This is a genomic window from Enterobacter cloacae complex sp. P42RS, assembly GCF_014930595.1.
GTDB lineage: Bacteria > Pseudomonadota > Gammaproteobacteria > Enterobacterales > Enterobacteriaceae > Enterobacter > Enterobacter bugandensis.
Window position 1 is genome coordinate 38,304 of the sequence record NZ_JADBRK010000005.1, and the last position, 13,910, is coordinate 52,213.

12 protein-coding genes are annotated in these 13,910 nt (G+C 56.6%); 11 read left to right on the forward strand and 1 reads right to left on the reverse strand.

The genetic code is table 11. The annotated features are described in order from the left end of the window. Nucleotides 1-9 precede the first annotated feature (9 nt). The 11 genes from mutL to rlmB all read left to right on the forward strand — a co-directional run bounded on the left by mutL (nucleotide 10) and on the right by rlmB (nucleotide 12,438). Nucleotides 10-1,854 (forward strand): DNA mismatch repair endonuclease MutL, encoded by a 1,845-nt coding sequence (gene mutL, locus IM314_RS08030; protein ID WP_047364110.1) that lies wholly within the window; start codon nucleotides 10-12, stop codon nucleotides 1,852-1,854. Continuing rightward, complete coding sequence (gene miaA / locus IM314_RS08035) at nucleotides 1,847-2,797, forward strand: tRNA (adenosine(37)-N6)-dimethylallyltransferase MiaA (RefSeq protein ID WP_193358628.1); 951 nt, start codon at nucleotides 1,847-1,849, stop codon at nucleotides 2,795-2,797. The genes mutL and miaA overlap by 8 nt, the downstream gene beginning before the upstream one ends. Before the next feature lie 85 nt (nucleotides 2,798-2,882). Next, nucleotides 2,883-3,194 (forward strand): RNA chaperone Hfq, encoded by a 312-nt coding sequence (gene hfq / locus IM314_RS08040; RefSeq protein WP_013095287.1) that lies wholly within the window; start codon nucleotides 2,883-2,885, stop codon nucleotides 3,192-3,194. Between the two features lie 73 nt (nucleotides 3,195-3,267). Beyond that, entirely contained in the window at nucleotides 3,268-4,548 is a 1,281-nt protein-coding gene (hflX, locus tag IM314_RS08045; RefSeq protein ID WP_023331851.1) for a ribosome rescue GTPase HflX, read from the forward strand. 56 nt (nucleotides 4,549-4,604) lie between these two features. Further along, nucleotides 4,605-5,864 (forward strand): FtsH protease activity modulator HflK, encoded by a 1,260-nt coding sequence (hflK, locus tag IM314_RS08050; RefSeq protein WP_028015254.1) that lies wholly within the window; start codon nucleotides 4,605-4,607, stop codon nucleotides 5,862-5,864. Between the two features lie 2 nt (nucleotides 5,865-5,866). After that, entirely contained in the window at nucleotides 5,867-6,871 is a 1,005-nt protein-coding gene (gene hflC / locus IM314_RS08055) for a protease modulator HflC (RefSeq protein WP_028015255.1), read from the forward strand. A gap of 71 nt (nucleotides 6,872-6,942) precedes the next feature. Continuing rightward, nucleotides 6,943-7,140: a DUF2065 domain-containing protein gene (locus tag IM314_RS08060; protein ID WP_003855996.1), complete on the forward strand. Its 198-nt coding sequence runs from the start codon at nucleotides 6,943-6,945 to the stop codon at nucleotides 7,138-7,140. 104 nt (nucleotides 7,141-7,244) lie between these two features. Continuing rightward, nucleotides 7,245-8,543: an adenylosuccinate synthase gene (locus IM314_RS08065; RefSeq protein ID WP_006178975.1), complete on the forward strand. Its 1,299-nt coding sequence runs from the start codon at nucleotides 7,245-7,247 to the stop codon at nucleotides 8,541-8,543. 192 nt (nucleotides 8,544-8,735) lie between these two features. Further along, nucleotides 8,736-9,161 carry a nitric oxide-sensing transcriptional repressor NsrR gene (nsrR, locus tag IM314_RS08070; protein WP_028015256.1) on the forward strand — a complete coding sequence of 142 codons (426 nt, stop codon included), beginning with the start codon at nucleotides 8,736-8,738 and terminating at the stop codon, nucleotides 9,159-9,161. Nucleotides 9,162-9,199: 38 nt separating this feature from the next. Next, complete coding sequence (rnr, locus tag IM314_RS08075; protein WP_193358627.1) at nucleotides 9,200-11,641, forward strand: ribonuclease R; 2,442 nt, start codon at nucleotides 9,200-9,202, stop codon at nucleotides 11,639-11,641. Nucleotides 11,642-11,706: 65 nt separating this feature from the next. Then, nucleotides 11,707-12,438 carry a 23S rRNA (guanosine(2251)-2'-O)-methyltransferase RlmB gene (gene rlmB, locus IM314_RS08080; protein WP_060573529.1) on the forward strand — a complete coding sequence of 244 codons (732 nt, stop codon included), beginning with the start codon at nucleotides 11,707-11,709 and terminating at the stop codon, nucleotides 12,436-12,438. A gap of 91 nt (nucleotides 12,439-12,529) precedes the next feature. Here the strand turns inward: rlmB and IM314_RS08085 are convergent, their stop codons facing one another. Beyond that, on the reverse strand, nucleotides 12,530-13,804 hold the full coding sequence (locus tag IM314_RS08085) for an MFS transporter (RefSeq protein WP_059354436.1): 1,275 nt from the start codon (nucleotides 13,802-13,804) through the stop codon (nucleotides 12,530-12,532). Between the last annotated feature and the right edge of the window lie 106 nt (nucleotides 13,805-13,910).

Below are 13,910 nucleotides of genomic sequence, written 5' to 3' on the forward strand. Positions count from 1 at the left end.
GGAGATTTCATGCCGATTCAGGTTCTGCCGCCGCAGCTCGCGAACCAAATCGCCGCCGGTGAGGTGGTGGAACGCCCTGCGTCGGTGGTGAAGGAGCTGGTTGAAAATAGCCTCGATGCGGGCGCCACCCGCATTGATATTGATATCGAACGCGGCGGCGCAAAGCTTATCCGCATTCGCGACAACGGCTGCGGCATCAAAAAAGAGGAGCTGGCGCTGGCGCTGGCGCGTCATGCCACCAGTAAAATTGCCTCTCTGGATGACCTGGAAGCGATTATCAGCCTCGGTTTTCGCGGCGAAGCGCTGGCCAGTATCAGCTCGGTTTCTCGTTTAACGCTGACCTCCCGCACCGCTGAACAGCAGGAAGCCTGGCAGGCCTACGCTGAAGGGCGGGATATGGACGTCACGGTCAAACCCGCGGCGCACCCTGTCGGTACTACGCTGGAAGTTCTGGACCTGTTCTACAATACTCCCGCCCGCCGCAAGTTTATGCGTACCGAAAAAACCGAGTTCGGCCATATCGACGAGATCATCCGCCGAATTGCGCTCGCCCGTTTCGACGTCACCATCAACCTCAGCCATAACGGCAAGGTGATGCGCCAGTACCGCGCGGTGGCTGAAGGTGGTCAGAAAGAGCGACGGTTAGGCGCTATCTGCGGGACGCCGTTCCTGGAGCAGGCGTTGGCTATCGAGTGGCAGCACGGCGATCTGGCTTTACGCGGCTGGGTGGCCGATCCGAACGCCAGTAGCGCGGCGTATTCTGAAATTCAGTATTGCTACGTGAATGGCCGCATGATGCGCGACCGCCTCATTAATCACGCCATTCGCCAGGCCTGCGAAGACAAGCTCGGGGCCGATCAGCAACCGGCCTTTGTGCTTTATCTGGAGATCGACCCGCATCAGGTGGATGTCAACGTCCATCCTGCCAAGCATGAAGTACGGTTCCATCAGTCGCGTCTGGTGCATGATTTTATCTACCAGGGCGTGCTGAGCGTGCTGCAACAGCAGCTTGAACCCACGCTGCCGCTGGAAAAAGAAGACTCCGCACCGCGCCCCATTCCGGAAAACCGTGTTGCTGCGGGCCGCAACCATTTTGCGGAGCCTGCCGTCGCGCGTGAACCAGACGCCCCGCGTTTTTCCTCTGCAGGAGCCGCGCCGCGTCCGACGGGCGTGAACTACCCGAACGCTCAGCCCGGCTATCAGAAGCAGCAGGGGGCGCTGTACCGTAAACTGCTGGAAACGCCCGCAGTCGAGCGCAAAGAGCACATTTCGGTGGCGACACCTTCCCTTGAAGGCCATAGCCAGAGTTTTGGCCGGGTGCTGACGATTATCGCACCGGATATGGCCCTGCTTGAGCGCGACGGCAAACTGCTGCTTCTGGCGCTTCCGGTTGCCGAACGCTGGCTCAAGCAGGCGCAACTGACGCCGGGGGAACATGCGGCCTGTGCGCAGCCGTTATTGATCCCGGTTCGCCTGAAAATATCCGCTGAAGAAACAAGGGTATTGCAGCGTGCAGAGGCCCAGCTGGCGCAAATGGGCATTGAAATTGTGCTCGAACCACAACATGTGACAATTCGCGCAGTGCCTTTACCCTTACGCCAACAAAATTTACAAAACTTGATTCCTGAACTGATAGGCTACCTGGCGCAGCAAACATCGTTGGAGGCTGCCAACACCGCGCAGTGGATCGCCCGCCATCTGGCCAGCGAACATTCACCGTGGAGTATGGCGCAGGCGATTACCGTGCTGGCGGAGGTGGAACGCCTCTGCCCACAGCTGGTGAAAGCGCCGCCGGGTGGGTTATTACAACCTGTTGATTTAAAAACGGCGATGACCGCCCTGAAACATGACTGACGTAAGCAAGGCGAGCCTGCCAAAGGCAATTTTTTTAATGGGCCCAACGGCCTCTGGCAAAACAGCGTTAGCCATTGAGTTACGTAAAGTTTTGCCTGTAGAGTTGATTAGCGTTGATTCCGCCCTCATCTATCGAGGGATGGGCATCGGCACGGCGAAGCCCGGCGCAGACGAACTGCGTGCAGCACCGCACCGTTTGCTGGATATTCTCGACCCGGCAGAGGCTTACTCCGCAGCGGATTTCCGCCGGGATGCCTTAGCTGAGATGGCCGAGATAACGGCGGCGGGGCGTATACCGCTGTTGGTTGGCGGAACCATGCTCTACTTCAAGGCGCTGCTCGAAGGATTGTCACCCTTACCTTCTGCAGATCCTGAAATCAGAGCAAAGATTGAGCAGCAGGCGGCAGAGCAGGGGTGGGACGCATTGCATAAGCAACTGGCAGAGATTGACCCGGTTGCGGCGGCGCGAATCCATCCAAACGATCCGCAAAGGCTTTCCCGGGCACTGGAAGTTTTTTTCATTTCGGGTAAAACTTTAACGGAACTGACGCAAACGTCAGGAGACGCTCTGCCGTATCAGGTGCATCAGTTCGCCATCGCCCCGGCGAGCCGTGAACTGCTCCATCAACGAATTGAGCAGCGTTTTCATCAGATGTTGGCTTCAGATTTTGAAGCAGAAGTGCGGGCGCTATTTGCCCGTGGAGATTTGCATACGGATATGCCTTCCGTTCGTTGTGTGGGATACCGCCAGATGTGGTCGTATCTTGAAGGTGAGATTTCATACGATGAAATGGTTTATCGAGGTGTTTGCGCCACGAGACAGTTAGCGAAGCGCCAGATCACCTGGTTGCGCGGTTGGGAGGGGGTTCACTGGTTAGACAGTGAAGAACCGCAACAGGCGTTAAACGATGTGATTGAGGTTGTTGGTGATATCGCCCACTGAATGTGTACAATTGAGACGTATCGTGCGCAATTTTTCAGAATCGCAAGGTTCTAAGTACAAAACAAGCATATAAGGAAAAGATAGAATGGCTAAGGGGCAATCTTTACAAGATCCGTTCCTGAACGCATTGCGTCGGGAACGTGTTCCAGTTTCTATTTATTTGGTGAATGGTATTAAGCTGCAAGGTCAGATTGAGTCTTTCGATCAGTTCGTGATCCTGTTGAAAAACACGGTCAGCCAGATGGTCTACAAGCACGCTATCTCTACTGTTGTTCCGTCCCGTCCGGTCTCTCATCACAGCAATAACGCTGGCGGCGGCACAGGCAGTAACTACCATCATGGCAGCAACGCGCAGGGTTCTTCTGCTCCTGCGCAGGACAGCGACGAGACCGAATAAGGTTTTAGCTGTTATCCACACGGGGAGCCAGGGATCCTGCGTTCCCCGCTGATCTTTTTAGAGAGGTTTACGCTTGTTTGACCGTTATGATGCCGGTGAGCAGGCGGTGCTGGTACACATCTATTTTTCGCAAGACAAAGATATGGAAGACCTCCAGGAGTTTGAATCTCTGGTCTCTTCCGCCGGTGTCGAAGCAATGCAGGTGATTACCGGTAGCCGTAAAGCGCCGCACCCAAAGTATTTTGTTGGTGAAGGTAAAGCAGTAGAAATTGCGGATGCCGTAAAAGCAACCGGCGCGTCAGTCGTGTTGTTTGATCATGCGCTGTCTCCAGCCCAGGAGCGCAACCTGGAAGCTCTCTGCGAGTGCCGTGTTATCGATCGCACGGGATTGATTTTAGATATTTTTGCTCAGCGTGCCCGTACCCACGAAGGGAAACTGCAGGTTGAGCTGGCGCAGTTGCGCCATCTGGCGACGCGTCTGGTGCGTGGCTGGACCCACCTTGAAAGACAAAAAGGCGGGATTGGTTTGCGCGGTCCGGGTGAAACCCAGCTCGAAACCGACCGCCGTTTGCTGCGTGGCCGTATTACCCAGATCCTCTCACGTCTGGAACGTGTCGAGAAACAGCGTGAACAGGGGCGTCGGGCGCGAACCAAAGCCGACATCCCCACGGTGTCGCTGGTGGGCTATACCAACGCCGGTAAATCCACCCTGTTTAACCAGATAACCGAGGCCCAGGTGTATGCCGCAGACCAGCTGTTTGCGACCCTGGACCCGACGCTGCGCCGCATTGACGTTGCAGACGTGGGTGAAACAGTGCTGGCGGATACCGTAGGGTTTATCCGCCATCTGCCGCACGATCTGGTGGCGGCGTTTAAGGCGACGTTGCAGGAGACGCGTCAGGCGACTCTGCTGCTGCACGTGATTGATGCGGCTGATGTACGCGTGCAGGAGAACATCGACGCGGTGAACGTGGTGCTGGAAGAAATTGACGCCCACGAAATTCCCACCCTGTTGGTGATGAATAAGATCGATATGCTGGAGGATTTCGAACCGCGTATCGACCGTGATGAAGAGAACAAACCGATTCGGGTCTGGCTTTCTGCTCAGGCCGGAATCGGTGTGCCACTGCTTTTCCAGGCTTTGACAGAACGTCTTTCCGGTGAGGTAGCTCAGCACACGCTGCGATTGCCGCCACAGGAAGGCAGGCTGCGCAGCCGGTTTTATCAGCTTCAGGCGATAGAAAAAGAGTGGATGGAGGATGACGGCAGCGTGGGGATGCAGGTGCGTATGCCGATCGTTGACTGGCGTCGCCTCTGTAAACAAGAACCTGCGCTGGCGGACTATATCGTCTGATCAGAAAGGGGAAGCCTGAAAAATTCGCCCTTGCATAACAAATATGGAGCATATACATGGCGTGGAATCAGCCCGGTAATAACGGACAAGACCGCGACCCGTGGGGAAGCAGCAATAATCAAGGCGGCAACTCTGGGGGAAATGGCAACAAAGGTGGTCGCGAGCAGGGGCCGCCGGATCTGGATGATATCTTCCGCAAGCTGAGCAAAAAGCTTGGTGGCCTTGGCGGAGGAAAAGGTTCTGGCTCGGGTGGCAGTTCCAGCCAGGGACCGCGCCCGCAATTAGGTGGCCGCCTGGTGGGCATCGTTGCTGCCGGGCTGGTGATCGTCTGGGCAGCCAGCGGGTTCTACACCATTAAAGAAGCAGAACGCGGCGTGGTCACCCGTTTCGGTAAGTTCAGCCACCTGGTTGAGCCGGGCCTGAACTGGAAGCCGACCTTCATTGATGACGTGACCGCAGTTAACGTGGAGTCCGTCCGTGAACTGGCCGCCTCCGGCGTGATGCTGACCTCGGACGAAAACGTGGTGCGCGTTGAGATGAACGTGCAGTACCGCGTGACCGATCCTGAGCGTTATCTGTTTAGCGTGACCAGCGCCGATGACAGCCTGCGTCAGGCGACCGACAGCGCCCTGCGTGGTGTGATCGGCAAATACACCATGGACCGCATCCTGACCGAAGGTCGTACCGTTATTCGTAGCGATACCCAGCGCGAGCTGGAAGAGACGATTCGTCCGTACAACATGGGTATCACCCTGCTGGACGTCAACTTCCAGGCTGCACGTCCGCCGGAAGAGGTGAAGGCTGCGTTTGATGATGCGATTGCTGCCCGTGAAAACGAACAGCAGTACATCCGCGAAGCAGAAGCGTACACCAACGAAGTTCAGCCGCGTGCTAACGGTCAGGCGCAGCGTATTCTGGAAGAGGCGCGTGCGTATAAGACCCAGACCATCCTGGAAGCTCAGGGTGAAGTGGCTCGCTTCGCGCGCATCCTGCCGGAATACAAAGCCGCCCCGGAAATTACCCGTGAGCGTCTGTATATCGAGACTATGGAAAAAGTGCTGAGCCACACCCGCAAAGTGCTGGTTAACGACAGCAAAGGCGGAAACCTGATGGTTCTGCCGCTGGATCAGATGCTGAAAGGCGGTTCTGCGCCGGCAGCGAAAGACACCAGCGGAGCGAACAACCTGCTGCGTCTGCCGCCAGCCTCATCAGGCAGCTCCAGCGCGAACACAACGCCTTCTTCGAACGATGGTGACATTATGGACCAACGCCGTGCTAACGCGCAGCGTAACGACTACCAGCGTCAGGGGGAATAAGGATGCGTAAGTCAGTTATTGCGATCATCGTCATCGTACTGGTCGTGCTTTATACCTCGATCTTTGTGGTGAAAGAGGGCGAGCGCGGGATCAAGTTCCAGTTCAGCAGCGTCGTGCGTGATGGCGACAAACGTCCGGTGATTTACGAGCCGGGCCTGCACTTCAAGGTGCCGTTCATTCAGTCTGTGAAAACGCTTGATGCGCGTATCCAGACCATGGATAACCAGGCCGACCGTTTCGTGACCAAAGAGAAGAAAGACCTGATCGTTGATTCTTACATCAAATGGCGCATCAGCGATTTTAGCCGCTACTTCCTGGCAACGGGCGGCGGTGACGTTTCTCAGGCAGAAGTGCTGCTGAAACGTAAGTTCTCTGACCGTCTGCGTTCTGAAATTGGTCGTCTTGATGTGAAAGACATCGTGACCGACTCCCGCGGTCGTCTGACCCTGGAAGTGCGCGATGCGCTGAACTCCGGTACAGCGGGCACCGAAGACGAAGTGGCAACGCCAGCAGCGGATGACGCGATTGCTAAAGCGGCCGAACGCGTTCAGGCTGAAACCAACGGTAAAGTGCCGGTGATCAACCCGAACAGTATGGCGGCGCTGGGTATCGAAGTGGTTGACGTGCGTATCAAGCAGATCAACCTGCCAGCGGAAGTGTCCGAGGCGATCTACAACCGTATGCGCGCCGAGCGTGAAGCGGTAGCCCGTCGTCACCGTTCACAGGGTCAGGAAGAGGCTGAAAAACTGCGTGCGGCAGCGGACTATGAAGTGACCAAGACGCTGGCGGAATCTGAACGTCAGGGCCGTATCCTGCGCGGTGAAGGCGATGCGGAAGCGGCGAAGCTGTTTGCCGATGCATTCAGCCAGGATCCAGACTTCTACGCCTTTATCCGTAGCCTGCGCGCTTACGAGAATAGCTTTAAGAGCAACCAGGATGTGATGGTGCTCAGCCCGGACAGCGATTTCTTCCGTTATATGAAGACGCCGACCAACGCAACGCGATAAACTCAGGCTCGTTTGAGTATTCAAACCACCGCTCCCAACGGAGCGGTGGTTTTCTTTTATAAGGATGAAAAATGAATTCAACGATCTGGCTCGCGCTGGCCCTGGTTCTGGTGCTGGAAGGTCTCGGCCCGATGCTCTATCCGCGCGCGTGGCGTCGTATGATCGCGACCATGAGCCAGCTACCGGATAATATTTTGCGTCGTTTCGGCGGTGGTCTTGTGGTTGCCGGTATCGTTATCTACTACATGTTGAGGAAAACGATTGGCTGATCAAAAATTAGCCGCAATTGGCGTATTTTAAGGTCAAAAAGTGCTGTATATCTGAAAAAGCGATGGTAGAATCCATTTTTAAGCAAACGGTGATTTTGAAAAAAATGGGTAACAACGTCGTCGTACTGGGCACCCAATGGGGTGACGAAGGTAAAGGGAAGATTGTCGATCTTCTGACTGAACGGGCTAAATATGTTGTACGCTACCAGGGCGGTCACAACGCAGGCCATACTCTCGTAATCAACGGTGAAAAAACCGTCCTCCATCTTATTCCATCAGGCATTCTTCGCGAAAACGTCACCAGCATCATCGGTAACGGCGTTGTGCTGTCTCCTGCTGCGCTGATGAAAGAGATGAAAGGTCTGGAAGACCGTGGTATCCCTGTTCGTGAGCGTCTGCTGCTCTCCGAAGCCTGCCCGCTGATCCTGGACTATCACGTGGCGCTGGACGTGGCGCGTGAAAAAGCGCGTGGCGCGAAAGCGATCGGCACCACCGGTCGTGGTATCGGCCCGGCTTACGAAGATAAAGTTGCACGTCGCGGTCTGCGCGTCGGTGACCTCTTCGACAAAGCGACCTTCGCTGAAAAACTGAAAGAAGTGATGGAATATCACAACTTCCAGCTGGTGAACTTCTACAAAGCTGACGCTGTTGACTACCAGAAAGTGCTGGATGACGTCATGGCGATTGCAGACATTCTGACCGGTATGGTTGTTGATGTGTCCGATCTGCTGGACCAGGCGCGCAAGCGTGGCGATTTCGTCATGTTCGAAGGTGCGCAGGGTACGCTGCTGGACATCGACCACGGTACCTATCCGTACGTTACTTCTTCTAACACCACCGCGGGTGGCGTGGCGACCGGCTCCGGCCTGGGTCCACGTTATGTGGATTACGTTCTGGGCATCATCAAAGCGTACTCCACTCGCGTGGGTGCGGGTCCATTCCCGACCGAACTGTTTGATGAAACCGGCGAGTTCCTGTGCAAGCAGGGTAACGAGTTTGGCGCGACCACCGGTCGTCGTCGTCGTACCGGCTGGCTGGATGCGGTTGCCGTGCGTCGCGCAGTGCAGATCAACTCCCTGTCTGGCTTCTGCCTGACCAAGCTGGACGTACTGGACGGCCTGAAAGAAGTGAAAATCTGCGTAGGCTACCGTATGCCAGATGGCCGCGAAGTGACCACCACTCCGCTGGCTGCTGACGACTGGGAAGGCATTGAGCCAATCTACGAAACTATGCCGGGCTGGTCTGAGACCACCTTTGGTGTGAAAGAGCGTAGCGGCCTGCCGCAGGCGGCGCTGGATTACATCAAGCGCATTGAAGAACTGACCGAAGTGCCGATCGATATTATTTCTACCGGCCCGGATCGTACTGAAACGATGATCCTGCGCGACCCGTTCGACGCATAATCTTCGTGACTGCTGGCCTGCGGGGAGACCCGTAGGCCGGATAAGCGTAGCGCCAACCGGCGACCGCTCCTGGATCTCCGCTTTTTCGCCCCGTCTGTCAAATAAATTAGCCGCTAACTATCTGGCTGGTTTATCATCATTAATGAATATCTCTGCGGTTTAATCGCGTTTTCCCTTTTTCCTGAGGTTGATGTGCAGTTAACAAGTTTCACCGATTACGGCTTACGCGCGCTGATTTACATGGCGTCGTTACCCGAAGGGAAGATGACCAGTATCTCTGAAGTGACAGAGGTGTACGGTGTGTCCCGTAATCATATGGTCAAAATAATCAATCAACTTAGCCGTGCCGGATACGTTGCTGCCGTCCGCGGGAAGAATGGAGGGATCCGTCTTGGTAAACCGGCACAGAGTATTCGTATCGGGGATGTGGTACGCGAGCTGGAGCCCTTGTCTCTGGTGAACTGCAGCAGCGCGTTCTGCCACATTACGCCCGCTTGCCGCCTGAAACAGGCGCTTTCTAAGGCCGTGCAAAGTTTTCTCAAGGAACTGGATAACTACACGCTGGCCGATTTGGTTGAAGAGAATCAACCGCTTTATAAATTATTGCTGGTGGAATGAAGAAAATTTCCACCGGAGCTGACAACGGAGGAACCGACATGTCACAAGATCCTTTCCAGGAACGCGAAGCCGAAAAATACGCGAATCCTATCCCCAGCCGCGAGTTCATCATTGAACACTTAACAAAACGCGAAAAACCCGCCAATCGTGAAGAACTTGCCGTTGAATTAAATATTGAAGGTGAAGAGCAGATTGAAGCCCTTCGCCGCCGCCTGCGCGCGATGGAGCGTGACGGGCAACTGGTCTTTACCCGCCGCCAGTGCTACGCGCTGCCGGAACGCCTCGATCTGCTGAAAGGGACCGTCATTGGTCACCGCGATGGCTTTGGCTTCCTGCGCGTGGAAGGCCGTAAGGACGACCTTTACCTCTCATCCGAACAGATGAAAATGTGCATCCACGGCGACCAGATCCTGGCGCAGCCGCTGGGTGCAGACCGTAAAGGCCGCCGCGAAGCACGCGTGGTTCGCGTGCTGGTGCCAAAAACCAGCCAGATTGTGGGCCGCTACTTTACCGATGCGGGCGTAGGCTTCGTGGTGCCGGACGACAGCCGTCTGAGCTTCGATATTCTGATCCCACCTGAAGAGGTGATGGGCGCGCGTATGGGCTTTGTGGTGGTGGTTGAACTCACCCAGCGTCCGACCCGTCGCACCAAAGCGGTGGGTAAAATCGTCGAAGTACTGGGCGATAACATGGGCACCGGCATGGCCGTCGATATGGCGCTGCGTACCCATGAAATTCCGTACGTCTGGCCGAAAGCGGTCGAAGAGCAGATCGAAAACCTGCGCGAAGAAGTACCGGAAGAGTCCAAAGCGGGCCGTGTGGATCTCCGCAGTCTGCCGCTGGTCACCATTGATGGTGAAGACGCCCGCGACTTCGATGATGCCGTGTACTGCGAGAAAAAACGCGGCGGCGGCTGGCGTCTGTGGGTGGCTATCGCTGACGTAAGCTACTACGTGCGTCCGCACACGCCGCTGGATAACGAAGCGCGCAGCCGCGGTACCTCGGTCTACTTCCCGTCGCAGGTGGTACCGATGCTGCCGGAAGTGCTCTCCAACGGCCTGTGCTCCCTGAATCCGCAGGTTGACCGTCTCTGTATGGTATGTGAGATGACCATCTCCACCAAAGGGCGCTTAACGGGCTACAAATTCTACGAAGCGGTAATGAGCTCGCACGCGCGTCTGACCTATACCAAGGTCTGGCATATGCTGCAGGGCGACCAGGACCTTCGCGAGCAGTACGCGCCGCTGGTTAAACACATTGAAGAGCTGCATAACCTCTACAAAACGCTGGAGCAGGCGCGCGAAGAGCGCGGCGGTATCTCCTTTGAGAGCGAAGAAGCGAAGTTTATCTTCAACGCCGAGCGCCGCATTGAGCGTATCGAACAGACCCAGCGTAACGATGCGCACAAGCTGATCGAAGAGTGTATGATTCTGGCGAATATCTCGGCGGCACGCTTCGTTGAGAAAGCCAAAGAACCTGCGCTGTTCCGTATTCACGATAAGCCGACCACGGAAGCCATTACGTCGTTCCGCTCCGTGCTGGCTGAGCTCGGCCTGGAGCTGCCTGGCGGTAATAAGCCAGAGCCACGCGATTACGCCGAACTGCTGGAATCCATTAGCGACCGTCCTGACGCGGAAATGCTGCAGACGATGCTGCTGCGCTCCATGAAGCAGGCGATTTACGATCCGGAAAACCGGGGGCACTTCGGCCTGGCGCTGCAGTCTTACGCGCACTTTACCTCGCCGATCCGCCGTTATCCGGATCTGTCACTGCACCGTGCGATCAAGTATCTGCTGGCGCACGAGCAGGGCCATAAAGGCAACACGACTGAAACCGGTGGGTATCACTACTCGATGGAAGAGATGCTGCAACTGGGTCAGTACTGTTCCATGACCGAGCGCCGTGCGGATGAAGCGACGCGCGACGTGGCGGACTGGCTGAAGTGTGACTTTATGCTGGATCAGGTGGGCAACGTCTTTAAGGGCGTGATTGCCAGCGTGACCGGCTTTGGTTTCTTCGTTCGTCTGGATGAGCTGTTTATCGACGGTCTGGTGCACGTCTCCAGCCTGGATAACGACTACTACCGCTTCGACCAGGTCGGCCAGCGTCTGATTGGCGAATCAGGCGGCCAGACCTACCGTCTGGGCGATCGCGTGGAAGTGAAGGTCGAAGCCGTGAATATGGACGACCGTAAAATCGACTTCAGCCTGATCTCCAGCGAGCGCGCGCCGCGTAACGTCGGTAAAACCGAGCGTGAAAGGGCGAAAAAAGGCGGAAACGGCAAAGCGAGCGGTAAACGTCGCCAGGCGGGCAAAAAGGTAAACTTCGAGCCGGACAGCGCGTTCCGCGGCGAGAAGAAACAGAAGCCAAAGGCGGCGAAGAAAGAGGCTCGCTCAGCGAAAAAGCCTTCCGCGAAGACGCAGAAAATCGCTGCCGCGACAAAAGCGAAGCGCGCAGCCAAGAAAAAGCAGGCGGAGTAATTCTCCCCTCACCCTGACCCTCTCCCCAACCGGGAGAGGGGAAATATTTATTACGAGAACCATCAATGAGTGAAATGATTTACGGCATCCACGCGGTGCAGGCCCTTCTCGAGCGCGCACCGGAGCGTTTTCAGGAAGTGTTTATTCTGAAAGGTCGTGAAGACAAACGTCTGATGCCGCTGATCCACGCGCTGGAAGCGCAGGGCGTGGTGATCCAGCTGGCGAACCGCCAGTTCCTGGATGAGAAAAGCGAAGGCGCGGTGCACCAGGGGATCATTGCCCGCGTGAAGCCGGGCCGTCAGTATCAGGAAAACGATCTGCCGGATCTGATTGCCGCGCTGGAAAACCCGTTCTTCCTGATTCTGGATGGCGTCACCGATCCACATAACCTCGGCGCGTGCCTGCGCAGCGCGGATGCGGCGGGCGTGCACGCGGTGATCGTACCGAAAGATCGCTCTGCCCAACTGAACGCGACGGCGAAGAAAGTGGCCTGCGGCGCGGCGGAAAACGTTCCGCTGATCCGCGTGACCAACCTGGCGCGCACCATGCGTCTGCTGCAGGAAGAGAATATCTGGATCGTCGGTACCGCGGGCGAAGCGGATCATACTCTGTATCAGAGCAAAATGACCGGCCGTCTGGCGCTGGTGATGGGGGCGGAAGGTGAAGGCATGCGTCGCCTGACGCGCGAGCACTGCGACGAGCTGATTAGCATCCCGATGGCGGGCAGCGTGTCGTCTCTGAACGTTTCCGTTGCAACGGGTATCTGCCTGTTTGAAGCGGTGCGCCAGCGCGGGTAGCCTGTTGTGCCGGGTGGCGGCTTCGCCTTACCCGGCCTACAAAAGCATGGTACCGTAGGCCCGGTAAGCGCAGCGCCAGCGGGCAACAATCTCATTCCTCTAACGACCGTAAATGGTCATCCTTCCTGAGCGTCATCAGCGCGAAAATACTCACCACCGCCGTTGCCATCACGTAATAGGCCGGAATGTCCAGGTTGCCCGTCTGCTTAATCAGCCCGGTAATGATTAACCCCGCACAGCCCGAAAAAATCGCGTTCGATAACGAATAGGCCAGCCCCAGTCCCGTATAGCGCACGCGCGTCGGGAACATCTCAGACAGCATCGCCGGGCCCGGCCCCGCCAGCATGCCCACCAGACCGCCCGCAATCAGCACCACAATCGCTTTGACCGCCATCGTACTGGACTCCGCCTGCAAAATTTTCAGCAGCGGCAGGGCGAGGATCAGCAGGAGCACGGTGGCGATAATCATCACCGTTCGCCGCCCGATCCTGTCGCTCAGCATTCCCGACGGAATGATGGTGAGCGCAAACCCAATGTTAGAAATCACCGCTATCAGCAGCGCCTGATTAAACCCGGTGTGCAGCGCAGACTGCAGATAGGTCGGCATGATCACGAGGTAGGTATACCCCGCCGCGGACCAGACCATCACGCGGCCAATGCCCATCAGGATGGTTTTGAGCGTGGCGGAAGTACTGGCCTGAGCAATGACCGCTTTTTCCTTCTGCTGCACAAAGCTCGGCGTCTCTTCCATGCTCACCCGCAGCCACAGCGCGACCACGCCCATCGGCAGCGCCAGGAAGAAAGGAATGCGCCAGCCCCAGTCGTGCAGGGCTTCAGGCGTGAGGAGGGCAGAGAGCAGCGCGACAATACCTGCGCCTGCTAGCAGCCCGAGCGCCACGGTAAAGGACTGCCACGCGCCGTACAGACCGCGCTTGCCGCGCGGGGCGAACTCCGTCATCAGCGAGACCGCACCGCCGTACTCGCCGCCCGCGAACAGACCCTGCAGGATGCGCAGCAGCGTAACGATCAGCGGTGCAGCAATGCCGATGCTGGCGTAGACGGGCACGATGCCGATGGCCGTGGTGGCGAGCGTCATTAGCACCAGCACAATAATCAGCGTCGGTTTTCGGCCTATCCTGTCACCAATGCGGCCAAATACCACCGCACCCAGCGGACGGAAGAAGAAGGCAATGGCAAACGAGGCCCAGGTGAGGATCAGACTGGTCAGTCCCGCCTCTCCCTCAAGCTGGAAGAAGTTCTTCGCAATCACGGTCGCCAGAAAACCGTAGACCGCAAACTCATACCACTCGATAAAGTTACCAATGGAGCCTGCAATTAATGCTCGCTTGTGCGCATCCTGTTGCATAACGATCCTCACAAAGACGGGTTAAGAATAAATTATTCAACATAAGCGGAGTAATGAAATAGTTTATTCTTATGTTCTGTGAGCTATTTCACGAATGATATCAGCG